Annotated in this window: 22 protein-coding genes; 8 read left to right on the top strand and 14 right to left on the bottom strand. The window is 66.0% G+C overall.

The features are described from left to right. Window positions 1–346 precede the first annotated feature (346 nt). Window positions 347–1,012, top strand: coding sequence for a hypothetical protein (locus tag ACZI8W_RS00930; RefSeq protein ID WP_463366597.1), 666 nt, complete (start codon window positions 347–349; stop codon window positions 1,010–1,012). On the opposite strand, the gene ACZI8W_RS00925 is transcribed toward ACZI8W_RS00930, so the two are convergent. After that, a complete protein-coding gene (locus tag ACZI8W_RS00925) occupies window positions 1,005–2,066 on the bottom strand; it encodes a hypothetical protein (protein ID WP_463366596.1) in 1,062 nt (353 codons plus the stop codon). The genes ACZI8W_RS00930 and ACZI8W_RS00925 overlap by 8 nt on opposite strands. 256 nt (window positions 2,067–2,322) lie before the next feature. Here ACZI8W_RS00925 and ACZI8W_RS00920 point away from each other — a divergent pair, with 256 nt between their 5' ends. Next, window positions 2,323–2,997 carry a hypothetical protein gene (locus ACZI8W_RS00920; protein WP_463366595.1) on the top strand — a complete coding sequence of 225 codons (675 nt, stop codon included), beginning with the start codon at window positions 2,323–2,325 and terminating at the stop codon, window positions 2,995–2,997. A gap of 2 nt (window positions 2,998–2,999) precedes the next feature. After that, the gene (locus ACZI8W_RS00915) at window positions 3,000–4,772 is read left to right on the top strand and encodes a GMC family oxidoreductase N-terminal domain-containing protein (protein ID WP_463366619.1); all 1,773 of its coding nucleotides are present in this window, start codon (window positions 3,000–3,002) and stop codon (window positions 4,770–4,772) included. Between the two features lie 36 nt (window positions 4,773–4,808). Here the strand turns inward: ACZI8W_RS00915 and ACZI8W_RS00910 are convergent, their stop codons facing one another. The 6 genes from ACZI8W_RS00910 to ACZI8W_RS00885 form a co-directional block, all read right to left on the bottom strand. Next, a complete protein-coding gene (locus ACZI8W_RS00910) occupies window positions 4,809–5,651 on the bottom strand; it encodes a mycofactocin-coupled SDR family oxidoreductase (RefSeq protein ID WP_463366594.1) in 843 nt (280 codons plus the stop codon). Between the two features lie 101 nt (window positions 5,652–5,752). Beyond that, the gene (locus ACZI8W_RS00905) at window positions 5,753–7,720 is read right to left on the bottom strand and encodes an oxidoreductase (RefSeq protein ID WP_463366593.1); all 1,968 of its coding nucleotides are present in this window, start codon (window positions 7,718–7,720) and stop codon (window positions 5,753–5,755) included. A 16-nt stretch (window positions 7,721–7,736) separates the two neighbouring features. Further along, window positions 7,737–8,207, bottom strand: a complete 471-nt coding sequence (locus ACZI8W_RS00900; RefSeq protein WP_463366592.1) for a nuclear transport factor 2 family protein — start codon at window positions 8,205–8,207, stop codon at window positions 7,737–7,739. A gap of 295 nt (window positions 8,208–8,502) precedes the next feature. Beyond that, window positions 8,503–9,153, bottom strand: coding sequence for an NAD(P)-dependent oxidoreductase (locus ACZI8W_RS00895; RefSeq protein WP_463366591.1), 651 nt, complete (start codon window positions 9,151–9,153; stop codon window positions 8,503–8,505). A 16-nt stretch (window positions 9,154–9,169) separates the two neighbouring features. Further along, window positions 9,170–10,792 (bottom strand): FAD-dependent monooxygenase, encoded by a 1,623-nt coding sequence (locus tag ACZI8W_RS00890; protein WP_463366590.1) that lies wholly within the window; start codon window positions 10,790–10,792, stop codon window positions 9,170–9,172. 33 nt (window positions 10,793–10,825) lie between these two features. Then, on the bottom strand, window positions 10,826–11,785 hold the full coding sequence (locus ACZI8W_RS00885; protein ID WP_463366589.1) for an MBL fold metallo-hydrolase: 960 nt from the start codon (window positions 11,783–11,785) through the stop codon (window positions 10,826–10,828). 120 nt (window positions 11,786–11,905) lie between these two features. Between ACZI8W_RS00885 and ACZI8W_RS00880 the strand changes: the two genes are divergently transcribed. Next, on the top strand, window positions 11,906–12,445 hold the full coding sequence (locus ACZI8W_RS00880; RefSeq protein WP_463366588.1) for a MarR family winged helix-turn-helix transcriptional regulator: 540 nt from the start codon (window positions 11,906–11,908) through the stop codon (window positions 12,443–12,445). A gap of 66 nt (window positions 12,446–12,511) precedes the next feature. On the opposite strand, the gene ACZI8W_RS00875 is transcribed toward ACZI8W_RS00880, so the two are convergent. Both ACZI8W_RS00875 and ACZI8W_RS00870 read right to left on the bottom strand, forming a co-directional pair. Beyond that, window positions 12,512–13,606, bottom strand: a complete 1,095-nt coding sequence (locus tag ACZI8W_RS00875; RefSeq protein WP_463366587.1) for an NADH:flavin oxidoreductase/NADH oxidase — start codon at window positions 13,604–13,606, stop codon at window positions 12,512–12,514. Between the two features lie 124 nt (window positions 13,607–13,730). Continuing rightward, on the bottom strand, window positions 13,731–14,804 hold the full coding sequence (locus ACZI8W_RS00870; protein ID WP_463366586.1) for an SMP-30/gluconolactonase/LRE family protein: 1,074 nt from the start codon (window positions 14,802–14,804) through the stop codon (window positions 13,731–13,733). A 450-nt stretch (window positions 14,805–15,254) separates the two neighbouring features. Between ACZI8W_RS00870 and ACZI8W_RS00865 the strand changes: the two genes are divergently transcribed. Then, complete coding sequence (locus ACZI8W_RS00865) at window positions 15,255–16,235, top strand: AraC-like ligand-binding domain-containing protein (protein ID WP_463366585.1); 981 nt, start codon at window positions 15,255–15,257, stop codon at window positions 16,233–16,235. Between the two features lie 10 nt (window positions 16,236–16,245). On the opposite strand, the gene egtD is transcribed toward ACZI8W_RS00865, so the two are convergent. Genes egtD through egtA form a run of 4 tightly spaced genes read right to left on the bottom strand, consistent with a single transcriptional unit; the run spans window position 16,246 to window position 20,477 of the window. Next, window positions 16,246–17,202, bottom strand: coding sequence for an L-histidine N(alpha)-methyltransferase (gene egtD, locus ACZI8W_RS00860; protein WP_463366584.1), 957 nt, complete (start codon window positions 17,200–17,202; stop codon window positions 16,246–16,248). Further along, a complete protein-coding gene (gene egtC / locus ACZI8W_RS00855) occupies window positions 17,199–17,948 on the bottom strand; it encodes an ergothioneine biosynthesis protein EgtC (protein WP_463366583.1) in 750 nt (249 codons plus the stop codon). The genes egtD and egtC overlap by 4 nt, the downstream gene beginning before the upstream one ends. Next, window positions 17,941–19,248 carry an ergothioneine biosynthesis protein EgtB gene (gene egtB / locus ACZI8W_RS00850; protein ID WP_463366618.1) on the bottom strand — a complete coding sequence of 436 codons (1,308 nt, stop codon included), beginning with the start codon at window positions 19,246–19,248 and terminating at the stop codon, window positions 17,941–17,943. The genes egtC and egtB overlap by 8 nt, the downstream gene beginning before the upstream one ends. A gap of 2 nt (window positions 19,249–19,250) precedes the next feature. Next, window positions 19,251–20,477: an ergothioneine biosynthesis glutamate--cysteine ligase EgtA gene (gene egtA / locus ACZI8W_RS00845; RefSeq protein ID WP_463366617.1), complete on the bottom strand. Its 1,227-nt coding sequence runs from the start codon at window positions 20,475–20,477 to the stop codon at window positions 19,251–19,253. A gap of 154 nt (window positions 20,478–20,631) precedes the next feature. Between egtA and ACZI8W_RS00840 the strand changes: the two genes are divergently transcribed. The 3 genes from ACZI8W_RS00840 (at window position 20,632) to pth (ending at window position 23,334) form a co-directional block, all read left to right on the top strand. Further along, window positions 20,632–21,804, top strand: a complete 1,173-nt coding sequence (locus tag ACZI8W_RS00840) for an aminotransferase class V-fold PLP-dependent enzyme (RefSeq protein WP_463366616.1) — start codon at window positions 20,632–20,634, stop codon at window positions 21,802–21,804. Window positions 21,805–22,013: 209 nt separating this feature from the next. Continuing rightward, window positions 22,014–22,613: a 50S ribosomal protein L25/general stress protein Ctc gene (locus ACZI8W_RS00835; RefSeq protein WP_463366582.1), complete on the top strand. Its 600-nt coding sequence runs from the start codon at window positions 22,014–22,016 to the stop codon at window positions 22,611–22,613. Between the two features lie 148 nt (window positions 22,614–22,761). Further along, window positions 22,762–23,334, top strand: coding sequence for an aminoacyl-tRNA hydrolase (gene pth / locus ACZI8W_RS00830; protein ID WP_463366581.1), 573 nt, complete (start codon window positions 22,762–22,764; stop codon window positions 23,332–23,334). A 51-nt stretch (window positions 23,335–23,385) separates the two neighbouring features. Here the strand turns inward: pth and ACZI8W_RS00825 are convergent, their stop codons facing one another. Then, entirely contained in the window at window positions 23,386–25,020 is a 1,635-nt protein-coding gene (locus ACZI8W_RS00825; RefSeq protein ID WP_463366580.1) for a fatty acyl-AMP ligase, read from the bottom strand. Window positions 25,021–25,043: the final 23 nt, after the last annotated feature.

Genomic DNA, 25,043 nt, shown 5'->3' with positions numbered 1-25,043 from the left:
CGGGAAGTGTCCAGCGCTCCTCCTCCGGCGCTCGACGTCGGCGAAGACAACACAGCACAGCAATCCGGGCCGCGTACATGGCCGTCCACGACGGCCGGGTACGCGGCCCGATGCGTGCCTTCCCTCACGTATGCGACGGCCCGACCACCGCCGGGGCAGGCCGACCACCGGGCAAACCGATCGGTATGCAAATGCCGTGCGGCGCAATACTTTGTCGTCACCGTCACGCCGCCCGGCCGACCCCGCACGCGCACGGATGATCTTCGTCACGCCACTGGGAAACATCGCAGGTCGGATCGGACCCCGGTCGACCGGGTCCGGTGCGTTTGACCTAAGGTGGCTCCTCGTGATCGACGCGCAGACTCTCGAGGCCCCCATGGAAACCCCGACAAATCGGATTGCGCGAAGGTGGTCGCCCGGCGCGTGCGTGTGGTGCGGTGGCACCGACTCGGTCGAGGAGTTTCGGAACGAACCCCGTTGCGCCACTTGCCACCGTCACGAGTCTGTGATCGACGAGGCGAGACGGTTCATGGGCACCTACGGTCTGCGTCCCATCGGCGGAACACTGCAGTCCGACGACGAAGAAGAGCACGAGCACCGAGTCGCCGCACGCGATGCGCGCCGCGCCCTCAACGACATCCGCCTCGACGAACTGCCGGACCCCGCCGTCGTCCGCAAGGCTCTGCGTCCCCGCGCTGCAGCCATCGTCGCCGACAAGCCCGCGGCGACCAAGTCGAGTTCCGCGCCGCGCTCGTCGAGTGCGCAGTCATCGACTCCGCGCCGTACCACCACCGCGGCCCCAGCAACCACGAGCGTCGATCTGGACGAGATCCAGAGTCGCGCACTCAATTTGCTCGATCAACTCGCCACGATCGATTCGCAACTCGCGTCGGTCGCCGAGCAGTCCGGTCTTGCGGCCCGCGCTCGCCGCAGCGATCTCGAGAAGCAGAAGGCGACCGTGCTACGCACACTCGCTGCGCTGGAAAAGGCTCGGCTCAGCGCCGTCAAGTAAGGGCCCCGTCGGCGATGTCGACCGTCAGCGGAACCAGGTCGCCGCAGGTCGGGGTGTCGCTCATCAGGATCACCGAGGGGACGTTGCGGCCACGCGACCTGTTGTGACGCTCCACACCGGGCCGATTGGTGTCGATCACCGATTCGATGGGCGTCGAGATGCGGCAGGAGTCGCCTTCCTCGCGGACATGCAGTGTCAGGCCGTCGAACGTCACCTCACGGGTGCCGTCACCTTCCCTCGGCACGAATTCGGGTTCGAGCCCGTAGTGGATGCTCCAGGTGGGCGTCGTTCCGTCCTGATTCGGAGTGAGGACGCACCGGTACGGGTCGCTGCCGATCTCCCACCCGACGAGTTCGTCCGGTGCGAAGCTGCCGACGATTTCGCACGGGTCGGCTGCTGCGAGCCGGATTCGGCCCGCGCCGCTGGTCGGCCGCGCCGGCAGCGTGGGCACAAGAGCCAACGTTTCCGACAGGACATCGGCCGCGACCGCGCACACCGGCACACTCTCGCCACCCGTTGCCTCTGAGCGGTACTGCGCGACCGCGATCGTCGCGAACCGCGTGGGTGGGGTCGCGTCGGCGGTCACCGTGACGGGGATGTCGAGCCCGAAGGTCAATGTGCAGCCGAGGGAGGTGTCGTGCGCGGTCGTGGTCCGATACACCTCGGTGTCGCCGAACGACAGATCGTGCTCACCATCGGTATTCACCACTGGCGACAGGTCGATGGTCACCTCCAACTCGTCGTACTTCGAACCCCCGGACGGATGCGCGACGGCGGTGCACGTGTCGAGCGCTTGTTGCGGCCCGAACTGACGCACCTCGCCGTACCTGGCAACCACAGGTTCCGAGAGCAGCCCGCACGGATCGAGGCGTCGGAGCCGCTCCGCGACCTCGAGCAGCATCTTGTCGGATGGGGTGATCGAGCGACTGTGAGTGTTGGGGGCGAGATAGTCGACGTGGGTCGGCGGAGGCTCCACCGGCGTTCCGGCCAGCACGGTCGCGCATCCCGTCAAAGCCGACGGCACGACAACGCCCGCGATGACGGCAGCGGCCATCGAACGCGTTACTCCCAGCACGCCGACCACCGACTTCCCAAGTAATCGTCAACTGATCGCCAAGGACGACGGCACCAACCTAACCCATTGCCCGAAATTCGTCCTCGCTCGGCACGGGCATTCCGAGCGCCGGACGAGACGGTCACCGTACGGCTCGGATCGTCGCACTGCTCTCGCTCGTCCGAGCGTGCCACGCCGTTCCCGGAGATCCCCCGCGAAGTTCCGTAAGCTTCGCCCGGACCGGGAGGGAAGTGGCATGGAGACGAATGCACCGTGGAGTCGACGACGATTCCTGGGGGGTGTCGTCGCGACAGGCGCGGCGCTGGTCGGAGTGGCCTGGTCGTTCACCGGCGAGGCCCGGGCACAACCGACGCCGACGAGTGGCTCCGTCCGCGACACGATCAACGGAATCCTCGCGTTCGTAGCGCCCGGAAGCGACCCGTACTCGCAGCACCAGGGCGTGTCGACCGAGGTGCCCGGCGGAGTCACACCGGGTGCCGCCGAAACGCTCGAACACACCTTCGATCTCGCCGTCCCGATCCCCCTGATCGACATGCTCGGCATAGACGTCACAGGCACGTCGGCGATCACAGCGCTGGTGAACCTGTTCGCGGTGACGGCCGAACCGGCATCCGTGGCGGGACCGTTCGCATCGCCGTTTGCGAATCTGTCGTACGCCACCAAGGCGCACGTGTTCGAACTCCTCGACACCGAGCCGCAGTTCCCCGGTCGCCCCATCGAATACGCGGTCAATGCCATTCCCACGCTCGCCGCGTTCGTCGCCTACTCGGAGGTCTCCGCGTTCGATGGCGACCTTCGTGCGCTGACCGGCCGCCCGGCGGGCTGGGAGCTGACCGGATACGAGGGCGCCAGCGACGGGTGGGACGAGTTCCAGGGCTACTACGGCGGCGTCGATCGATTGGAGGGATGACGTTGACCGATGTGATCGTGATCGGCGCCGGTGGTGGCGGACCGGTCGTCGCGAAAGAGCTCGCCGCGCACGGTCTCGACGTGCTGGTACTCGAATCCGGGCCACGCTTCGACGACCCGGAGAATCAGTGGACGCATTTCGAGAACGACGCCAACAACCCGATCACCGGATTTCTCCGCGAAGGCCCCGGCGACCGGTCGAAGGGCCCGTGGCTGCGCGACCTGCCGCAGAATTCGTTCGTGTGGCAGGTCTCCGGTGTGGGGGGCGCAACGCTGCACTACTTCGGCAACTCACCCCGCGCGGTGCCCGGCGTCTTCCAGGGATACGACGGCGCCGACCGCGAAATGTACGACACCGAGCACCTGTTCCCGTTCGGATACGGGGAACTGCGCCGCTACTACGAGTGGGTCGAGGCGACACTGCCTGTGCAGACAGCGCCGATGGGCACGAAGGAGCAGATTTTCCTGCGCGGGGCCGCGGCACTGGGTCTCCCCCACCTGACATCGCCGGATATCGCCGGAGCCGCGCATCGCGCGCAGCAGAACGCAATCCTGCAACCCGGTGGCACGGCCGGACGCACCCGCGACCCCGCACTGCTCCATCACCCTCAGGCTCGCGGCTGCACCATGTGTGGGCATTGCTACCAGGGCTGCTACCTGCCGCTGGGTGCGCCGCGGAATCTGAAGGCCCGCCGCTCCACCGACAACTCGTATGTGCCGATGATGCTCACCGCCGACGCCTGGTCTCCGCACGGTAGGCCGGTGACTCTCATGACCGACGCCGGGGTCACGAAGATCCTCGTCCACGAGGTCCACGGGGAGACGATCGCCCACGGCGTGCGTTTCCGGACCGCCGACGGCGAGGAACACGAAGCGGAGGCCGACGTCGTCGTTCTTGCTGCAGGGGCCATCGAATCGCCGCGGCTGTGGCTCAATTCGGAACTCCCCGACCCGGACGAGTGGGTGGGTCGCGGGCTGACCGACCATCACATGGACGCGGTGTTCGGAGTGTTCGACGAGTACACGGGAGAGACGCGAGGTGCCGGCTCCAATGCGCGCGTCGACCTTCCGGGATACGGCGCGATCGAGCAGGTAGGCATGCCGCCGGCACTGCTCGCGTACTCCCTGGGCTTCAGCGACTCGGGCATCCACGGCTACGGTCGTGCGGGCGGTGTGGTCGATGCCGCGGGCGCCGACAGCCTCGGCCGGCTGGTCGGTCGCGATCTGCTGACCACTCTCTCCGACGCCGACCGGGTGCTCGGCGCCCTCGTGATCACCGACGACGACGTGGAGCCCGGCAACCGGGTGAGCGTGCCCGGTCTGCTTCCGGCCGACGAGCACGGCGTGGTTCCACGGGTGACGGTACGACACCGTGAAAGATCAGAACGTACCCGACGCAACCGGGAATACTGCACCCGCACGGCCGTCGAATTGATGCGCGCGGCGGGCGCGAAGTCGGTGCACCGCTGCGATTGGCCGCCCCTGATCCTGCACGCACAGTCGAGCATGAGAATGGGTGTGGACGAGAAGGATTCGATCCTGGACTCCTCCGCGGAAGCACGCTGGGTCAAGCGTCTCTACATCGCCGACAACTCGGCGCTCCCGAACAGCCTGGGCGGCCCCAACCCGACCCTGACCACTCAGGCTCTCGCGACCCGCACCGCCGAGAAGATCATCGAGACCTACTTCGGTGGCGACGGATGGGTGGGACGCGAAGCCCCGGTCTCGTCGATCGACGACCGCGTCACGCACGCGGTCGTCTCCCGCGGGTTGTAGTGTCCTTCCGGTGTGCTGCGGCGTCACAGGCTGTCCTCATGCACCGGGCCATTTCACCACTGTCCCGGTGTCGACAGGAAGCGTCACCCCGGTCAGGTACCGCGCTTCGTCCGAGCACAGCCAGAGCACGGCGTTGCTGACGTCGTCACATTCGACCCAGGGCGTGTCGAGCAGGTTGTAGGAGGAGAACGCGCTGATCGCGTCCTCTTGAGTCGCACCGGGGACGTCGGGGCGGAAGTGTTGGTATGTCGCCTCGTTGAGAATCATGGGAGTGGCAACATTGGTCGGGTTGACGCTGTTCACGCGAATACTGTGTGGGGCAAGCTCGTTCGCCAGCGACTTCACCAAACCGTTGACACCGTGCTTGGCGGCGGCATAGTGCGCGAGATACGGCATCCCGATGATGCCGGCGACCGAACCGGTGAGAACGACCGCACCCGGGCCATTCCGCTGCACCATCGAGGGCAGTGCCGCGCGTAAGGTGCGCCACACCCCGGAGAGGTTGATCGCGATCATCTCGTCCCATTGATTCTCGGTCAGTTCCCACGTCGCGGCGAGGGACGTGATCCCGGCGGTCGGAAGCACGATGTCGATGGCGCCGAAGCTGTCGAGCCCGTCGGAGACAGCGGCTTCGAGCGCGGGCAGGTCGCGCACATCGGCCTGGCGCAACCGGAACTCGGCCCCCATCTCAGCCAGGAGTTCACGGGTTTCGTCGAGGTCTGCCTCGGTGGCCCCGGGATAGTGGGTGGTGTCGGCCGGTCCAGCGAGATCGACACCGATGATCCGCGCACCCTCTCGGGCAAATCTGACGGCATGGTTGCGCCCCTGACCGCGGGCGACCCCGGTGATGAACACCGTTTTGTTCTCGAATCGGTTCATGTTGTACTCCTCCGTCGAGGCGGTGCCGATTTCCAATCGGCATCATCGCCCCGGCAATGGTCGACACTGTGTCGTGATCGTCATCGGGCCCCACCCGGTGATCAGATATCGGCTGTTGCCCAGAACCCGTCCTGGGTCGCCTGATAGAGGCGCCCGGCCGGGGTGGCCACACTGCCCAGGAAGCGCAGCTCTTCTGTGCGCTCCCACTGTTGCACGCCGGATCTCGGTACGGCGGAAACCACCACGTTCGAGACAGGTAGAGAGGTGACGCCGTCGGGCCCACACACCTCGACCTCCCAGCCGATCCCATTGCGGGCGGCGGACGTCACGGTCGACCCCTCCATCAGGTGCACACCGGCACGGCGCGCCTGGTCCAGCATTTCGTTGCGCATGAGGTCGCTGATCTCGGCACCGATCACCGCCGGCTCCACCAGTGTCGTGTCCCGGCCCACCTCGGCCAACGCCAGCGCCGCATTGAGGCCGGCTTCGGTCCCACCAACGACGAGAACGGATCCATCGACCTGCGTCGGGTCCAGCAACACGTCGTGTGAGGTGGGCCCCGGACCGAACACCTCGAGCAGATGCTGCGGAATCTCCCACAGCGCCCCGGACGCAACGAGCACCTGATCAGCCGAGAATTCCTGCAGCATAGCCCGATTCACACGAGTACCGACTCTGACGTCAACCTCGAGCCGCTCCAGTTCACCCTTCCACCACGCCAGCAGGGCCGACATCTCACGGTGGTGGAACCGGGGACGTGTGGAATGGCGCAACTGACCACCCACCTCGTGTTCGGCCTCGAGCAACACCACGTCGTGCCCGCGGAGCGCCGCCGAACGTGCGGCTTCCATGCCCGCCGGGCCTGCACCCACCACCGCGATGCGACGCTTCGGCCCACTCTGCCGCAGCGTGCGACGGAACTCGTTGCCCAGTTCGGGATTGACCACACACTGCATTCGCTTCTGCTTGGCGATGAACTCGCGAGCGCACTCTGCGCACGCGATGCACGGCCGGATCTCCCCGGCACGGCCCTGCCGTGTCTTGGCGACGGTGAACGGATCCGCGAGTTGACTGCGCCCCATCCCGACCAGATCAATGGCACCGGAAGCCACGAAACCCGCAGCCCTGTCCAAATCCATTCCGAGGCGGCTGATGCCGATGACCGGCTTGCCTGTCGCCTGCCGTACCGCGGTCGCGAGCGGAACCAGCACACCGGGCTCGACCCCTGCCGGAGGATAGATCCACTGTCGGGCCTCGTACGTTCCCGCCGACACGTTGAACACGTCGATACCGTCGTCGGACAGCCATCGGGCCAACTGCAGGTTGTCCTCGATCGACGCACCTCCGGGGACGCGTTCGTCCGCACTGAAGCGGCAGATGAGCGGGTAGTCCGGGCCCACGACCTCACGGACCCGCCGTACGATGCGACGCAGGAAGCGCGCGCGGTTCTCCAGGCTGCCACCGTACTCATCGGTGCGGTGATTGGTCTGCGGGGAGAAGAACTGAGTGAGCAGGTAGCCGTGGACGGCGTGCACCTCGATGACGTCGATACCCGCGTTCACCGCCCGAAGCGCGGCGGCGGCGAACTTCTCCACCATGTCGTCGATCTCGCCGGTGTTCATGGGGCGCGGCTGGTCGCCGATCGCGGTGGACGTGACGTCCGACGCGGACAGCGGTGCCGGCTCGTCGGTCGCGATGCCCGCTTTGACCAGGCGTGCACGGGCGTCGCTCTGCCGGCCGGCGTGATAGAGCTGCACGCCGATCTTGGCGCCCTCGCGATGCAGTGCGTTGGCCAGGTCGTTGAGTCCGGGAATGAAGCGGTCCTCGTCGATGCGGATCGGGATGCCGGAACCGCGCCCGGTCGCCCAGTCCACGCACGTGTTCTCGACCATGATGAGTCCCGCACCCCCACGGGCACGTTCGGTCATGTAGGCGAAGTGCCGTTCGGAGACCTCCCCTTCCGAGGTGGCGAACCAGCTGTACATCGATGTTTGAACCAGCCGGTTCTTCAGGGTCAGGTTCCGAATGGAGTACGGCTCGAACAGGACGCCGGTGGCGGGGTTGATCATTGTCGTCATCCTCGGCTCAGAACGGGCTGTCGAAGCCACCGAACACGCGAGCGATCACCCAGACACCGTTCCGCTTCGCCAGCTCGAACTTGTAGAAACCCGTGGTCACCAACCGTGGTTGCCCGTCGGCGACCGCAGTCAGCACGAGGTAGGTGTTCACCACGGCGGACGACTCGGTCTGGGAGACGAAGACCGGGTTGAGGAGCGAGTGGCGGCGCTGCTCGGCCTGGGCCGCCATGTGGCCCTCGAGCCAGACCAAGATCGCGTCGCGGCCCTCGTAGGGCCCGACGGGAACGGAACCGGCGACGTTCCCGTCGAACACCGCATCGTCTGCGAAAGTGCGTCGCAACGAGTCGACATCGCGTTCGTCGTAGCTCCACCCGTACCGATTGATCACGTCGAGTACCAGAAGTCGATCCTTCACCTCTGGGGCCGACAGATCCGCTGCCGATACACCGACGTCGACGAACCCGTTGCTCCGACCCACCCGGGGCTGTCCACCGACTGCGATTGAGTCATCTCATCTCCTTGTTCACGATGCGGTATCTGTAACGGGCTCCCGCGGAATGACACCGACTGCGGGCGGTCCTACGAATTCCTCGAGATTCCCGACGATCCGGTCCGGCGCTGTTGCGCCCGGCTGTCGCCGTATCCGCCACGGTGACCCACTGCATCCGATCGTGCCACTGTTGTTGTCGTCACTCTTGCCGTTCCCGGTACCAATCTTGACTCCGGTGGCACAGCATCTCGGAGAGCGCACCGCAGGTTGCGCCGTAGTCACGTCAATAGGCGACGGTGAACCGCTGACGGGCATGCCTCGGGTGTTCGATCTCGTCGAGAACGGCGACCGCGAAGTCCTCGACGGAGATCGCGCTGACGCCTGCTTCGTCGGTGATCAGATCGTCGTCGCCGACGCGGTAGGTTCCGGTTCGTCGGCCGGGCAGAAATTTCGCCGCGGGACTGATGTTGACCCAGTCGACATCGGTGACTGTCCGGTAGTAATCCAGCGCATCCCCGTGGGCATGCATCGTCAACAGAAGGTCGTCGGGCAGACCTGGGGCATCCCAGACCAGCTGCCCGTTCGCAGTACGCAGCGATCCCGCTCCCCCGACCGTGATGAGACGAGGGGCGTCATCGCCGAGGGCGCGCATCGCCTCGACGAGGGCACGCGCGGCGGGTTCGACGATCGCCTGATTGCCGGGGCCGTCACCGCCGCCGACCGCGCTGACAACCACGTCCTGGCCCTTGACGGCAGCCACGATCGCGTGCACATCCAGAACGTCGCCGACCTTGACGGTCACGCGTGGATCGGCGTCGGTGAGGTTCGCGGCATCGCGAACCACGGCGGTCACGACGTGACCGCGGGCCATCGCCTCGGCTACGGTTCGGGATCCGGTGGTGCCATTGGCACCGATGATGGCAATGTTCGCCACTGGGACTTCCTTTCGATCAGACGTGCGGCGCCACAGCAGGGGCGCCCGCAGGTTCGGCGTGGAGACTGCGGCGGAGCGCCGCATGTGTCTCGTCGACGTCCGGTGCGTCGAGGACGGCGGCGATGTAAGCGTCGGGGCGCACGATCCACACCTCGTGCGTCCGGGCTCCCAATGTGGTCGCGAGCGCTCCGGTCGGATCGAGGTCGTTCATCGCCGCCACTGTGACGCGGGGGGCGTCCGCCAGCACGGCCAACTCGGCCGCATCGTCGCAGTCGATGGTGAGCAGCAAGAACCCGTCGCGTGCGATCTTCCGTAGCCGCGTCGACCGGCCGCTGTGGGTGATCGGCACGTCAGGGACGAGCACACCTGGTGCGGGGGCGGGTGTGTGACCACGATCGGGTCGACCGGCGAACGGCCGCGCCGGGTGCGGGGTCACGAGGGAGGAATCGACATACCAGTAGGGTTCAGCGAGGCGTCCGGAGTCGACCCGATGGTGGGCGTCGGCGTTGCTGCGGGCGGCAGTGAGGACCTCTTCGCGGGTACGTGCCTGCAGCTCGTCCTGGGGCACGAGGAAGTCCATGGTGGCCCCGGTGACGGCGAGGTTCTCGCGTGCGGCGCTGTGCCGTTCGTCATGGTAGGTGTCGAGCAGGCTGTCATCGGCCCACCCGTGCAGCACGTAGGCCAGTTTCCAGGCGGCATTCTCGGCGTCGGCGACCCCGGAGTTGAGCCCGCGCGCACCGAACGGAGACACGATGTGCGCCGCGTCGCCGGCGAGCAGGAATCGCCCCACCCGCATGCTGTCCGCAATGCGGGAGTGGAAGCGGTACACCGATTTCCAGACGATACGGTAGTCGAGGTCACCGACGATCGCCCTGATCCGGGAATCGAGGCCACCAGTTGACTCCTCGGCGTCGAGGTCGTAGTCACCGGGGACCTGCCAATCGATGCGGAACGTGGAGTCCGGACACGGGTGAATCAGCACCTGTCTGCCCGGGTTCCACTCCGGATCGAAGTAGAAGCGGCGTTCGTTGGCCCAGTCGGGGATGTCGGCCTCGATATCGCAGATGAGAAACTTGTCGTCGAACGAGCGCCCGTCGAAGCTCACCCCGAGTTGCGCCCGGATGTCGCGTGCGCCGGAGCCGAGGGCGACGACGCCGTAGTCGGCGGACACCGTGACAGTACCCTGATCGGTGACGCACTCGATATGCACTGCCTCGCCGTCCTGACGGACCGCCTCGATGCGGTGCCCCCACCGCACGTCGATCAACGGTGTGGCGGCGATGCGCTCATCGAGCAACTGTTCGGTGCGGGTCTGAGAGATGTTGACGAACGGCGGGAAGCTGGAGCGGCCGTGGTCGACGAAGGCCTGCGCGAACAGTTCGGTGTCGCCGTGGAAGGTGCGCGCCAGTTCCCAGGTCAGGCCCTCCGCAGCTATCCGGCTGCCGGCGCCGACGGCATCCCAGATGTCGAGGACGTCGCGCTGCTGGCAGATCGCCTTGGAGCCGATCGGATCCCGACCGGCGCGCCCGTCGAGCAGGAACACCCGGACGCCCCAGCGGGCCAGTAGCAGTGCCGTGGTCTGCCCGACCGGGCCGTTACCCAGTACCGCCACCGCGCCTGGTGTTTCGTGGATGGTCATCATGTTGCCCTTGTTCGCTCGAAATCGGTCGGGTCAGCTCTGCAGTTGGGCCCACACGGCGCGGTCCCGCTCGGCGGTCCAGATCACCGGTCGTTCGATCCCCGACAGTTCATCCCACACGCGGGATACGTCGAAGGGCAGGCAGTGCTCGAAGATCGGCCAATGCCCGTAGCGCTCGTTCAGGGCGGCATGGGTCGCCTCGAACGCTTCCTTCAGCGTGCCGCCGCGCTGCTGCACCGCACTGACCTCGGCGAGCATCACCGACAGGAAATGCCGAGTCTGGGCGATGGCGGCATCGACCTCGTCCCGGCCGCGCGAGACCGCGCCGCGCCCACCGATCAAGATCTCGGCCTCGAGGTTCGCCAATCTGTCCAGTGTGGTCGTGGACCAATCACGGTGGAACGCATCACCGGTGTAGAGCGCCGCTTGCGCCTCGACCAGATCGCCGGCGAACAGGATCTTCTGCTGCGGCAGCCAGGCGACGATGTCACCCTCGGTGTGGCCACGGCCGTGGAACTCGAGCACCAGGTCGCCGCGGTCACCTCCGAGGTCGATCGTGAGCCGGTCTGCGAAGGTCAGCGTCGGCCACGTCAGGCCCGGGACCGAGTCGGGATCCTTGGCCAGGCGGGGCATCCGACCGAATTCGGATTCCCAATCCTGCTGTCCTCGTTCGGCAATCAAGGCTGCTGTGGACTCGTGCGCAACGATCGCCTCGGCATCGTATGCGGAGGCACCCAGCACACGCACCGCGTGATAGTGCGAGAGCACCAGATAGCGCACCGGCTTGTCGGTGTGCTCGCGCAGCCGTGCGAGCCACTCGCGCGCCGCGGTGGGTGTGGCAAGCGCCTCGAAGCAGACCAGGAAGTCCTCGCCCTCGATCGCGCCGATGTTCGGATCACCTTCTGCCGTCAGGGCATACACACCGTCGGCGAGGACTTCGAGGGTCTGCTCCTTCTCACCGAGGTCGGCCGAGGAAGCGAAAGAAATGGACATTCGGAACCACCCAACTTAGTCAAAGGTTTGATTGATGTGCTGCCATCACTGTAACTGGTGCCACACATAAAGAAAAGGGTTTGATTAAAAACTGGGAGTGTTCGGCGCTATCGTCGGTGCATGGCGCAGCAACTCCCGGACCCGTCGACGCTGAATTTCCTCACCTTCGTCGACTACGCAGTCGACAAGGCCCAGGCCGAGTTCCCCGATTTGGACACGACCGCGATGCGGCTGGTGCTCGAACTGCACCGGATCACGAGTGCACTCGTCTACGACCTGGAATCCAGCGTGCACCGCCCCCGCGGGTGGACCTGGCCCGGCTTCCGCGTGCTGTTCGTCCTCCGCCTTACCGGCCCATGCGAAGCCAAGACCGTAGCTGCACTATCGGGCATGAGTCGTTCGGCGGTATCCGCACTCATCAAGACCCTGCACCGGGACGAACTCGTCGTCCGCACTCCATCCCCCGTCGACGGCCGCGCGATCCACGTCGCACTATCGGACAAGGGGCGCGAGATGCTGGCCGACGCCTACACAAACCACCACCGGCGCGAGCAGGCGTGGGCCGCCGCATTGACCAAACCCGAACAACTCGTCCTCATCGGACTGCTCGAAAAACTCGCCTCCGGATCCGCCGCTCGCGACGCGGTCAAACGATTCTGAGCGTGCGGCTCCCAGAGTCCCCCGACTACCAGAGTCCCCCCGACAACCAGAGTCCCCCGACAACGGTCACACAGCCCAGCCGTACTGGAGGGGCCATCGCGGTACGGCACCAAGTTCGGCGGCAGCATGCAGCGGCCAGTTGGGGTTACGCAGCAGTTCGCGGCCGAGCAGCACCGCGTCGGCATCCTGATTGGTCACGACGGCGTCGGCCTGCACAGGCTCGGTGATCAATCCGACCGCGGAGACCGGAAGGTCGGCACCGTCTCGGATCGCACGTGCGAAAGGTACCTGGTAGGCGGGCCCCACCTCGATCTTGGCGTCGTGCACCAATCCCCCGGTGGTGACGTCGATCATGTCCACACCGCGGGCCTTCAGTTCGGCGGCCAGCGCGACGGTCTCATCCAAGGTCCAACCCACGCGCTCGTCCTCGGGGTTCTCGGTGAGCCAGTCGGTCGCGGAGAGCCGGAACAGGATCGGCAGCTCTTCCGGCCACACGTCACGAGTTGCCTCAGCAATCTCGAGTGCGAGACGGATGCGGTTGCCGAAACTTCCACCGTAGGCGTCGGTGCGGGTGTTACTCGCCGGCGACAGGAACTGGTGCACGAGGTACCCGTGGGCGCCGTGTAGTTCGATGACCTGGAACCCGGCGTCGCGGGCGCGGCCGGCCGCCGCTGCAAAGTCACGCACGACCCGCTCGATCTCGTGTCGAGTCAGCGCGCGCGGCGCTGGATGATCGCGGTACGGCACGGGTGCCGCACCGACGGTCTGCCAGCCACCCTCCTCGGGGGTGACGTAGGTCGCGTCGTCCCACTGAGCGGCGGTCGAGGCTTTACGTCCCGCGTGGCCGAGTTGCACGGCCGGCACGCACCCTCGGTCGCGCAGGAACCCGGTGATCCGGGCGAATGCGTCGACCTGGCGGTCGTTCCACAGGCCGGTGTCGTAGAGCGAGATCCGCCCGTCCGGGGACACCGCCGTCGATTCGGCCATGACGAGGCCGGCGCCGCCGAGCGCCCGGGCAGCGAGATGCGCGAAGTGGAAGTCGGTGGGTGCTCCCGCATCCGCGCCGTGGGAGTCGCTCGAGTACATGCACATCGGTGACATCCAAGCGCGGTTGATGATCTCCAACGATCGCAGTCGGAGCGGATCGAACAGTGAGGGCATGATCGTTGTCCTTTCGGTGGGTGGCTGTGGTGAACGAGAGGGCCGATGCCGTAGTCGAGCGCAAATAGCACGATGCCCGGAGTCCGGGCGCTGGTTGGACGGCACCGATCGTCGGCGAGGAAAGTTACTGCTGGGAATACAGTTCGGCGGCCGGCGCAAGTGCCTCGAAACGATAGATGACCAATCCGTTCGGACCGGAGGCCACCGCGTACGCGTCAGTGGCACCGGGGCGGATCGCGAAATTGCACACGAGGTTGTACCCCTCCGGGTCAGGGAACACGATATCGGCGACGAGCACGCCCGAGGAGTCGATGACGTATCCGACGCCCTTCCCGAACGAGCCCACGTAGATGTTGCCGTCACGATCCACTTCGTTCGAATCCGGTAGCACCGCGGGGTCGAAATGATGGATGGCTGCAATGTCGCGCCCGAATGGGCCATCGGCCACCGAACCGTCCTCGTTCAGGTCGATCGTCAGGATCCTACCCGTGGGAAACTCGTTCACCACCAAGTGCTTACCGTCGGGCGTCAGCGCGATCCCATTGGGCTGTGTGATTCCGTCCACCACTACGTCGGTGGTCTGAAGGTCAGCCGACGTTCGATAGATGTGCCCCTCCGACCGCAACGCGTCGCCGCGGAAGTCCGACCAGTAGAGGTTTCCGCTCGCGTCGAAGACAAGGTCGTCAGGGTTGATCGGATGTTCCCTCGTGCTGGCAGCGAGGAGTCGGTAGTCGGAACCATCCGGATTGATCGAGAACAGTCGTCCTCCACCGCCCAGGGCATTGTCGCTGATGGCGGCGACGAACAGCCGGCCGTTCGCGTTGATGGCGATCGACGAGAGGGCAGCGCCAGGAAACCGGGCAACCACATCCAGCGTCTTGTCGGACATGCGGAGGCGGTAGACCTTGGTGTTCTCGGTGAAGTAGAGATTCTCGCCGCCCCGGTCGAAGGCCGGTCCCTCGAGATACGCCTGGGGCCAGGCAGAATCGCCCGCAAACGCCACCTCCGGACCACCGACCTCGGCGAAGACCTCGGGCCTGATGACATCTACTGCGGCAGCTGCACTCTTCTCGACTGCCTGCAGTTCACTCGACAACCCGCAGGCAGTCGACATCATGAGAACCGACGACATCAGCAATGTGGGTATCGCCATCCTCTGGCGAAGCGCCGCGCACCAACGAGCGGATCGCGCGTCCATCACGCCGGTCCTCGGCCCAGGACGACACGGCCTATCGGAGCAAGCCCTGTGAGAAGCCGCGGGGTAGTTCGATTCGAGAAATACACGTATCCGTCCTCCACAATGTCTCACACGGCCATGAGTGGCCGTTCATGAAGATCGCCTTCGGCGTGCTCACGCGCCGTATCAGGCACGACCGTCACAGTGCGGCTCGCTGTCGCGGTGTGGGTGACAGTGCGGCACTCCGTTCGATCGTGCCAGCGTTGCTGTCGTCACTCTTGTCGATCTCGGTACCGGTATTGACTCCCGCGGCACATGCGCACCGGAACCCCAGCGGTCTCGACTCTCCCGCCAGCCGGGTCACCCTGGGTCTCCCCAACTCGACCGATCTCAGGTACGCTGATTTAATCAAACCTTCCACGATGTGTGGTGAGCGTCTTCACCTCGAGACCTGAACGGACGGGAGAAGCGATGGTCGCCCTAGCGGTCACACCCCGACACACGCCCACGCGTCGAGACCGATCATTCGACCTGTTCCGCGACGACCTGTCGCAGACGTTCGTTCCCGTACTCGCCGAGGATGGAGACCGTGCGACGTTCCGAGGAAACCTCCACGTCGCCACCCTCGGCGCCGTGCGCCTGGCCGAGATCACGGCCGACGCACACGTCGTCCACCGCACCGAACGCATGATCAGGCGCGCGGACCCCGACCTCTACAAGATGACAATGCAGCTCGCCGGCCACTCCACACTCAGCCAGGACGGACACGACAGCACACTCATCCCCGGCGATCTCGCTATCTACGACACCACCCGTCCGTACGACCTTCGCCTCGATGGCCCGTTCGCCATGGTGGTGCTGATGTTCCCGCGCGCACTTCTCGACATCCCCGAGCGGTCGGTCAAGCGGATCGCAGGCCAGCGGATTCCCGGCGATCACAGCCTCCCCCGACTGATCGGTCCGTTCATCACCGAACTGGCCCGGCGCGTGCACAACCGCACGCCGGAAGCCAACCAACTCCTGTGTGAAGGACTGCTCGACATGCTCGCGGCTGCAGTGTCCGACGAACTCGACTTCGATACCGCACCGTCACCAGAGACGCCTCGAGGCGCATTGGTGCGCACCATCAAGAGCTACATCGATGATCATCTTGCCGATCCACTCCTCGGCCCCACCAGTATCGCTGCAGCACATCATATCTCCGCGCGATACCTTCGAAAGCTCTTCGAGTCCGAAGGTGAGAGCGTCTCCCGCTGGATCCGACAGCGTCGTCTCCACAACTGTCGGCGTGACCTCGCCGACCCGCAACTGCTGGACAAGACAGTGACGACGCTGGCCGGCCGCTGGGGATTCACCGACGCGGCGCACTTCTCGAGACTCTTCCGCACAACCTACGGGCAATCCCCACGCGAGCATCGAGGCAACAGCACGGGCATCGTGCAGGAAACGTGACCCGACAGCGTCACCGCCGAGATGCGGCGAGAAGCACGAACCTTCCGTCCGGATCGATCCATTCGTGCCGGAGCGCGAACCCCGCTGCATCGAGTTCCTTACCGAGCCCCTCCAGCCGGAACTTCGCAGAGATCTCGGTGCACATCTGCTCCCCAGCGGCGAAGTCGAGATCGAGATCGAGATCGCGCACGTGCACCGTCATCGCCTCGGTCGCTTCGAGTCGCATCTCGATCCATTCGTTCTCCGCGTCCCACACGGCACGGTGCACGAACTTGTCGGGATCGAAATCGGCGCCGAGTCGGCGGTTCACCACGCGCAGCACATTGCGGTCGAACTCGGCCGTCACACCAGCGGCGTCGTCGTACGCCGGGATCAGCACATCGAGATCGACGACAAGACCGGCGCCGAGCAGTAACCACTCGTCGGTGTGCAGGATCGTCCCGAGGTGCGAAAGGAACTCGATGCGTTCGGCCGGCGCGAAGTTGCCGATCGTGCCGCCGAGGAACGCAACCATGCGATGTCCGCAGGCAGGCAAGTGCTCGAGGGAGTCGGTGAAATCGCTGACCACGCCGCGCACCGTGAGGTTCGGATAGTCGACGGACAGGCGACGCACCGCGGCGGTCAATGCCGGCTCGGACACATCCTGCGGGACATACGTATGAATGTACGGTTTCAGCGCGTCCAGCAGCACACGAGTCTTCTCCGACGAACCCGATCCGAGCTCCACCAGCATCTCGGGTTTCGCCGCCTCCGCGATATCTGCGGCATGGCTCTGCAGCAACGCGAATTCGGTCCTGGTGGGGTAGTACTCGGGCAGCGACGTGATCCGATCGAACAGCTCGCTTCCCCGCTCGTCGTACAGCCATGTCGGCGACAGGCGTTTCGGGGTGGACGTGAGCCCACTGCGCGCATCAGCACGCAGGGTCTCGTCCAATTGTTCGGGCGTGATGAACACATCGGTAGTCACGTAGCAGACACCTCCAAGGGAGTGACGACGAGCTTGCCGGGCATGGCATTGACGAGGTGTTTGTCGGCGACTTCCTGCCAGCGCGGGTCGTCGTCGACACGCTCGGAGCTCACAATCGCGACGTTCTCGTCCACGAGCGTCCACAAGGAGTGATACCACGCGGTCGCCCACATACCACTCCCGTTGCACAACAACATGTTCAAGCGGGAATCCGGCGCGTGTGCGAGGACGTCGTGGACGAGTGAGATCAGCGCGGGCTCCGGCTCCGCCGAACGGAGTCGCGACCGCAACAGCATCCACAACGCAGCGGAATCAGTGGGGGCGTTCAATTCGAGCAGTTCCGACACGGGGAGATTCTCCGCGAGACCGACCAGTGAGCCAGGCCAGCCGCGCACGACCCCGTTGAGGCTGAAGGCCCACTGCCCATCCGAGAACGGCGCGCTGGCACTACGTTCCACCGGCATACCCTCCGTTGCAGACCGGAGAGCGATCATCACAGCGTCCGACCGGATCGTGGGCAACCCTTCGGTGACGAACGGATCCGACCAGACCGGCTGCGACGAACGGTAGCGACCGAGGACACCGACGTCCGACCACCACGCGACGCCGAAACCGTCGGCGTTGACGGTGCCACCGCCTCGCATGTCGGTAGGAGCCCAAGATTGCCGTAGGAGCGAATTCGGGCCGTCGGTGAGCACGGACGCCACCGACTCGACCGGGCCGAGGTACCCCAGGTGTCTACACATTCGAGACCTCCGCCGACCCCGGCACATCGTGTGCAAGGCGGAACCCGGCGAAGATCTGACGGCGGATCGGGAGATCCCAGTTCCGGAAGGTTCCACGGCACGCCACGTGATCGGTCCCGAAGGAACCACCACGGAGGACGCGGAAGTCGCCGCCGAAGAACACTTCCGAGTACTCCGGGTACGGAAACGCGCGAAAGCTAGGGTACGGCTCGAAACCCGACGACGTCCACTCCCACACGTCGCCGATCAGTTGATGCACGCCGAGCGGCGATGCCCCCGCCGGATAGGCCCCCACCACTGCGGGGCCGAGGTGCCGCTGGCCGAGATTGGCGTGTTCCGGACGGGGGTCGTCGTCGCCCCACGGATACCGGCGACTACGCCCTGTCTCGGGATCCCACCGCGCAGCCTTCTCCCATTCCATTTCGGTGGGGAGGCGCGCCTCGGACCAGCGCGCGAAGGCGTCGGCCTCGTGGAAACACACGTGTACGACCGGTTCATCGGGGCACACTTCCGCGGTACGGCCGAAACATCGTCGCCACCAACGTCTGTCGCGGTCGCGATACCAGAACTGCGGCGCCTCGAGACCTGCGTCGCGGCGATGGGCCCACCCCGCGTCACTCCACAATTCGCGGCGCCGGTAGCCGCCGTCGTCGATGAATCGGGCAAAGTCCCGGTTGGTGACGGGCACTGCGTCGAGCGCAAAGGCGGGCACATGCACCGTATGCGCCGGCTTCTCGTTGTCGAGTGCCCACGGATCGGCCGAGGTGCCCATTTCGAATTCCCCCGCCGGGATCAACACCCGCTCCGCTTCCGGAATCTTCGGTGCCCGAGGCGCCTCCGGCGCTTCGAGTACGGGAGGCCCGGAGCGCAATTGATGGGTCGCGAGCATCGTCTCGTCGTGCTGCTGCTCATGCTGCGCGATCATCGAGAAGACGAAACCGTCGCGGGTGAGCTCGGTATTGAAATTGTTTCGCCACAATATGTTTCGTGCAAGATCGCGCACCTGATCAGCATAGCGGCGCGCGTCGCAGGGAGAGAGCAACGGAAGCGCGGGCCGCCCCGCACGAGGGTGCAGGAACGCATCGTAGAGTTCGTCGATCCCCTCACGCACCGAGCCGTACCCCGCGACCTCACGCAGTAGCCAGCGCTCCTCCTGATTCGCGATGTGCGCGAGATCCCACACCAGAGGGCTCATCAACGGCGAATGTTGCTGCGTCAGTTCGGCATCGTCGACATTCGTGAGCGCACATGTCCGAGCACGAGCGCGTTCCAGATCACGTTCGAGACGGTCGCGCAGCATCCTCACCGTTCGGCCACCCCCGGAGAATGCCCTCGCATGCAGCGCGCCGCAGCGGCGTCGAGAGCCGTAGTGAACCTCATATCCGGGGAGGACTCCGCCGCCAAGGAGAGCAAACCCACTGCAGCCGCCCGTAATTCGACTGCGGCGAGCCCTTGCTGGGCAGCCTCACCCCACAGCTGACGGACGGGTTCGGCAATCGCCGATGCTTCCTTCATGACGTCGGTACTCCTGAGCAGAGCTTCGATGGTTGCGATCGGAACCTGCCACAGATCGCCCGGCTGCGCGTCCAGGTAACGGACCTCGAGATGCCCGCACGGGCGCACCGGCGGGAACAGCGTGCTCAAATGATAGTCGAGGTCGGCAAAGGTAGGCCGGCGACCGAGCTCGTCGTCGAGACTGCCGTTCAGCCACTCGGCGAACGACACTCCGGGCGGTGCGTGCCATTCCGGATCTGGCGCTCGGACACACATCAGCGGCGCGTCGAGCGCCCAGACCGGATACTTCTGCGGATCGGCCACGACTTCGGTGCGTTCGGGATCGAGCGACAGCCACGCGCGCATCCGCTGCGACGCCCAGTCTCCTTCCGGAGCGCCGCGCAGCGCGGGCGAACACCCGAACGCCGCGATCATTGCGGGGCCGATCGCGTGGAGCAGCTCCCAGCGCCGCGCGAGATCGACGTCGTCGACCCCCGCATCGACACTCACCTGCACGGCAGCCGTGCTGTTCATCATCAACCGCCCGAGAGGACCGATCCGGTCGAACCGCAATTCCATCGCGGCGTACCGCGGTGTGCGCAGCAGACGATGCGGCGGCCGGATCTCGTCGGCCGCGCGGTCGAGCATCGACACCGCGCGGCGCGCGAGCAACGACCGCAGCATCTTCGCGTCGGCCCCCAGACGATCCACCGTCTGCCGGGCCGAGGTGCACGGTACGCTCGCCAACTCCACTTGCCCGCCCGGCTCCAGACTGACCGCGCTGCCCGACGGCAACGGACGAGCCGACGACGACGGGGCGACGGACTTCGGTGCGTGCGGTCCGAGTGCCTCGACGATCGACGCGAGTTCCGGGCGCGACGCGGTTCCGTCCGCACGCGCGGTCAGCCATTCGAGTTCCGCGCCGATCAGCCGCGGTGGGCCGAATCGGAAGCTCACCTGCCGTACGTATTCCTCGGCGGAGGCGCGCGGACCGAGCTCCTCGTCGGCGCGCGGCACCGCCGCGTTCATCGCCATCACCACTCGATCCACCCTCCTTCGTCGGTGGGCCAGGTCACTGAGCGAGCCTAACGCGCGTATCGCCGCAACGCTCACAGAACGCTCCGGCGGCGCACTGACCACACTAGATTCGACACGTAGATCGTGCCGACCGGAAATGGAGGCCACTTCCATGCTCGATGTGCAGCAAGCCCGCCGCGACACCCCCGGCTGTTTCGAACGGGTGTTCCTCGACAGCGCGGGGTCGTCGCTCCCCCCGACTCCGGTCGTCGACACCGTCGTCGCCCACCTGCGGCGCGAGGCCGAGATCGGTGGATACGCAGCCGCCAACGAGCGACTCGACGACCTGGCCGGGGTCAAGACGTCCCTCGGACGGCTGTTCGGGGTCGACGCCACCTCCGTGGCGCTGTCCGACAGTGCCTCGCGGGCGTGGACGTCGTTCTTCTACTCGGTGCCACTCGAACCGGGCGACCGCATCCTGCTGTCGGAAGCCGAATACGCAGCCAATGCGGTCGCGGCACTGCACCGCGCGCGCACGACAGGCGCGAGCGTCGAAGTGATTCCCTCCGACGACGACGGCCGCATCGACGTCGAGGCACTGCACGATCAGCTCGATGAACGTGTCAGGCTCGTCTCGGTGGTGCACGCACCGACCAACGGCGGTCTCGTCAATCCGGTGCGCGAAGTCGCGGACGCGGCACATTCCGTGGGCGCACTGGTATTGCTCGACGCATGTCAGTCGGTGGGACAACTGCCCGTGAGCGTCCCCGAGTTGGACGTCGACGCGCTCTCGGGGACCGGCCGCAAATGGGTACGGGGCCCCCGTGGCACGGGCTTTCTGTACGTGCGGCCGCGACTGATCGCCGATCTCGAGCCGGCGATGATCGATCTGCACAGCGCGACGTGGACGTCCCCCGAAACATACGAACTGGCACCCGACGCAACGCGCTTCGAGATGTGGGAGACCGACGTTGCGGCCAGGCTGGGGCTGGGCACCGCCATCGACTATCTGCTCGACCTCGGCATCGATGCTGTGGTGGAGGCCATCGGCTACCGCTCCGAGCACACTCGTGACGGGCTCGAGCGGATCCCCGGTGTCACCGTGCATGATCGCGGCGCGGGGCTCAACGGGATCGTGTCGTTCACCGTCGACGGCATCGACCCGACCGCGGTGCGCGACGCGCTGGCCGCGCAGTCGATCACCGTCACCGTCAGCTCACGCAGTTCCACACTGCTCGATATGTCCCAGCGCAAACTCGATGCCGTGGTGCGTGCGTCGCCGCACTATTTCGTCTCCCCCGCCGACGTCGACCGCTTCCTCGTTGCAGTGCGTTCACTCATCTGACGAGGCCCGTTCGCATTGCACATTCGGATCCGGTAACGTATGTCGAGTTGTCTCGGCGAGGGTGAACCGCGTAATCGCTGGCTCACCGTGATCGACGCGGCTGCGGCTCCGTCAGGGCGTAGAAGCGCTCCACTGCCGCGCGTGTCCGGTCCCGCGTTCGCCGAGAAGACCGACCCGTGAGAGTTCACTAGCGTAGGAGCCGTTGCACCATGTCCACCGAGAACCGTCTCGTAGCCGCTGTCCGCACCGAGTTCGGCAAGGGCGCGGCGCGCCGCACCCGCCGCGCCGGTCAGGTCCCCGCCGTCCTGTACGGCCACGGCACCGACCCCAAGCACCTGTCGCTCCCCGGTCTCGATTTCGCCGCTGTCCTGCGTAACCACGGCACCAACGCCATCCTGACCCTCGACATCGAGGGCACCGAGCAGCTCGCGCTCACCAAGTCGGTCACCACCCACCCGATCCGCCGCAACATCGAGCATGCCGACCTGCTGGTCGTGAAGAAGGGCGAGAAGGTCACCGTCGAGGTCCCCGTCGTCCTCGCCGGCATCGCGGGCTCCGGCGCGCTGGTCGTCCACGAGATCAGCACCATCAAGATCGAGGCCGACGCCCTCAACATCCCCGAGGAGATCTCGGTGTCGATCGAGAGCGCTCCCATCGGTACCCAGATCCTCGCCGGAGGCATCGAGCTTCCCGCAGGCGCGACCCTGCAGGACGATCCCGAGTTGCTGATCGTGAACATCGTCGAGGCCGCAGCTCAGGCGAACGCCGCCGATGTGGACGAAGAGACCGACGAGGCAGCAGAGGCCTGAGCCTCACCTGCGTGAACCTTGTGCGGGCTCAGTGAAGTCTTTCGTGCGGCGCGTCATCCTTCGGGGTGGCGCGCCGCACGTGTGTTCTGCCGAGCAGGACACACCCGCGCATGATGCCACCACCCGAAGTTCGAGGAAGGACCCGCACGTGAGCGAGGACACCGTGCTCGTCCTGGGGCTGGGAAACCCCGGACCCAAGTACGAGACCACCCGGCACAACATCGGTTTCATGGTTGCAGATGCGCTGGCCGGCCGGGTGGGCGGGAAGTTCAGCACACACAAGAAGAGCAACGCCGAGATCCTGCAGGCCCGCCTCGACGGGAGGCAGGTGATCATCGCGAAGCCCCGCACGTACATGAACGTGTCGGGTGGTCCTGCCGCGGGCCTGGCGAAGTTCTTCTCGGTCTCACCCTCGAACATCGTCGTGATCCACGACGAACTCGATCTCGACTACGGCACGATCCGCCTCAAGCAGGGCGGCGGCGAGAACGGGCACAACGGCCTGCGGTCCACGTCCTCGGCACTGGGCACGAGAGACTACCTGCGGGTGCGCATGGGGATCGGCCGGCCGCCGGGTCGTCAGGATCCGGCGGACTTCGTCCTCAAACCGTTCTCCGCTGTCGAACGCAAGGATCTCGGGGTGCTCTGCGAGGAGGGCGCAGATGCAGTCGAACTGCTCCTGAAACTTGGACTCGAGAGCGCGCAGAACCGCATCCACTGACCCGTGCGCGCTTTCGGTAGTGGCCCCTACCGAAAGCGCGCACGGGCCGCTTCACTGGTGAAGCAGTGATGCAGACGTGCCGCGGCGCAGCTTGCCCGACGACGTCTTCGGGATGTTGCCCGGGCCGAGCACGGCAACCGTACGAGGCCGCGCCCCCACCTCCGCGCACACCGCGTGCGCCACGTCGTGTTCGATACGGTGCACTTCGTCGAGGTCGTCGATGAGGTCGGTCTCGACCGCCACCGCGAAGGATTCCCGCTTGTCGCCCGCATCCAGCCGGATCGCGACCGCATTGCCGGGGCGCACTCCGGCCACAGCGCACGCAGCGCGTTCGATATCAGTGGGATAGATGTTGCGTCCACCCATGATGATCACGTCCTTGACCCTCCCGCACACGACGACAAAACCGTCTTCGGTGAAGTAGCCGACGTCGCCGGTGTCGAGCCAGCCATCGCGGTCCTGCGCAGGTACCGGCCCGTCGACCGTGACGTATCCGTGCGTGACGGCCTTTCCACGCAACTGGATGATGCCGACCCCGCGGGGAGGCAGTTCCTGCCCGTCGTGACCCACGACTCGACCTTCGAGACCTGCGACGAGGTGCCCGAGGGTCGGCATGCGACGGGCGTTCGAGTGGGCCGACGGCACGGCCATCCCGCCCGACTCGAGCAGATCCGGGTCGACGAGGTCGAGCACTTGCCCCTGACCGGGGTCGGGTACCGACACCGCCAGCGTCGTCTCCGCCATCCCGTAGACGGGAGCAAGGGCCATCGGGTCGAGCCCGAATCGAGCCCCGGACTCCGCGAGAGCGTTCATCGTGTCGGGATCGACGGGTTCAGCCCCGTTCCACATCCATTTGACCGACGACAGATCCACCGCACCGTCCTCGGCCTGCGCCAACTTACGCGCCAGCAACGAGTACGCGAAATTCGGCGCAGCCGTGACAGTTCCGCGATACTTGGTGATGAGATCCGCCCACAACATGGGGGCCCGCAAGAAGTCGAGCGGAGTGACCGAGACGACCTCGCCACCCATCTGCATGGGAACACTGAGGAATCCGACCATGCCCATGTCGTGGAACAGCGGAAGCCAGCTGATCATGACGTCGTCGTCGAGCGAGAACTTGATGCGGTCGAACATCGCGTACGCGTTGACGTAGAAGTTCTCGTGCGTGATCTGCACGGCCTTCGGCGAACCGGTGGATCCGGACGTCAGTTGCTGCAGCACGATGTCGGACTCCACGGTATCGACGGGCTCGATCGCCCTGCCCGCACGCAGTTCCTCGACCGTGACGACCTCGATGCCGCGTTCCCGGAGCAGCGGTTCCGCGATGTCGAACGGAGCTCCGAGCACCACGATCCGCGCGCCGATCATGCGCAACACGGTCTCGGTGTCGCGGGTCCACCCGTCGAGGTCGGTACGAGGGGTGGGCTGGTGCAGCATCGTGATGCTTGCGCCGCGCATCCACACACCCTGACTGATCGGGGCGATGTCGACCGGGAATCCGGCCAGGATTGCGACTGCGTCGCCCGGTACCACCCCGTTCGCGGCCAAGCGCCCCGCCATGCACCGCGCCTGCTCGTGGATCTGCATCCAGGTCTGCCGCCGCGGCGAGTCCGGCTCGCCGGTGACCAGACCCCGCGTACATTCGCGCCCCGTCGCGTACATCTCATCAGTGAACCTGCTCACGAATACTCCTCGTTCCGATACGG

This window comes from Rhodococcus ruitaii, from assembly GCF_055230935.1.
This window is presented reverse-complemented; position numbering and strand designations above follow the sequence as displayed.

Coding starts and splice junctions, on each gene's coding strand:
- ACZI8W_RS00925 (WP_463366596.1), bottom strand. CDS start 2,066: ATGGCCGCTGCCGTCATCGCGGGCGTTGTCGTGCCGTCGGCTTTGACG.
- ACZI8W_RS00920 (WP_463366595.1), top strand. CDS start 2,323: ATGGAGACGAATGCACCGTGGAGTCGACGACGATTCCTGGGGGGTGTC.
- ACZI8W_RS00910 (WP_463366594.1), bottom strand. CDS start 5,651: ATGAACCGATTCGAGAACAAAACGGTGTTCATCACCGGGGTCGCCCGC.
- ACZI8W_RS00905 (WP_463366593.1), bottom strand. CDS start 7,720: ATGATCAACCCCGCCACCGGCGTCCTGTTCGAGCCGTACTCCATTCGG.
- ACZI8W_RS00890 (WP_463366590.1), bottom strand. CDS start 10,792: ATGACCATCCACGAAACACCAGGCGCGGTGGCGGTACTGGGTAACGGC.
- ACZI8W_RS00885 (WP_463366589.1), bottom strand. CDS start 11,785: ATGTCCATTTCTTTCGCTTCCTCGGCCGACCTCGGTGAGAAGGAGCAG.
- ACZI8W_RS00880 (WP_463366588.1), top strand. CDS start 11,906: ATGGCGCAGCAACTCCCGGACCCGTCGACGCTGAATTTCCTCACCTTC.
- ACZI8W_RS00875 (WP_463366587.1), bottom strand. CDS start 13,606: ATGCCCTCACTGTTCGATCCGCTCCGACTGCGATCGTTGGAGATCATC.
- ACZI8W_RS00870 (WP_463366586.1), bottom strand. CDS start 14,804: ATGGACGCGCGATCCGCTCGTTGGTGCGCGGCGCTTCGCCAGAGGATG.
- ACZI8W_RS00865 (WP_463366585.1), top strand. CDS start 15,255: ATGGTCGCCCTAGCGGTCACACCCCGACACACGCCCACGCGTCGAGAC.
- egtC (WP_463366583.1), bottom strand. CDS start 17,948: ATGTGTAGACACCTGGGGTACCTCGGCCCGGTCGAGTCGGTGGCGTCC.
- egtB (WP_463366618.1), bottom strand. CDS start 19,248: ATGCTGCGCGACCGTCTCGAACGTGATCTGGAACGCGCTCGTGCTCGG.
- egtA (WP_463366617.1), bottom strand. CDS start 20,477: ATGGCGATGAACGCGGCGGTGCCGCGCGCCGACGAGGAGCTCGGTCCG.
- ACZI8W_RS00840 (WP_463366616.1), top strand. CDS start 20,632: ATGCTCGATGTGCAGCAAGCCCGCCGCGACACCCCCGGCTGTTTCGAA.
- ACZI8W_RS00835 (WP_463366582.1), top strand. CDS start 22,014: ATGTCCACCGAGAACCGTCTCGTAGCCGCTGTCCGCACCGAGTTCGGC.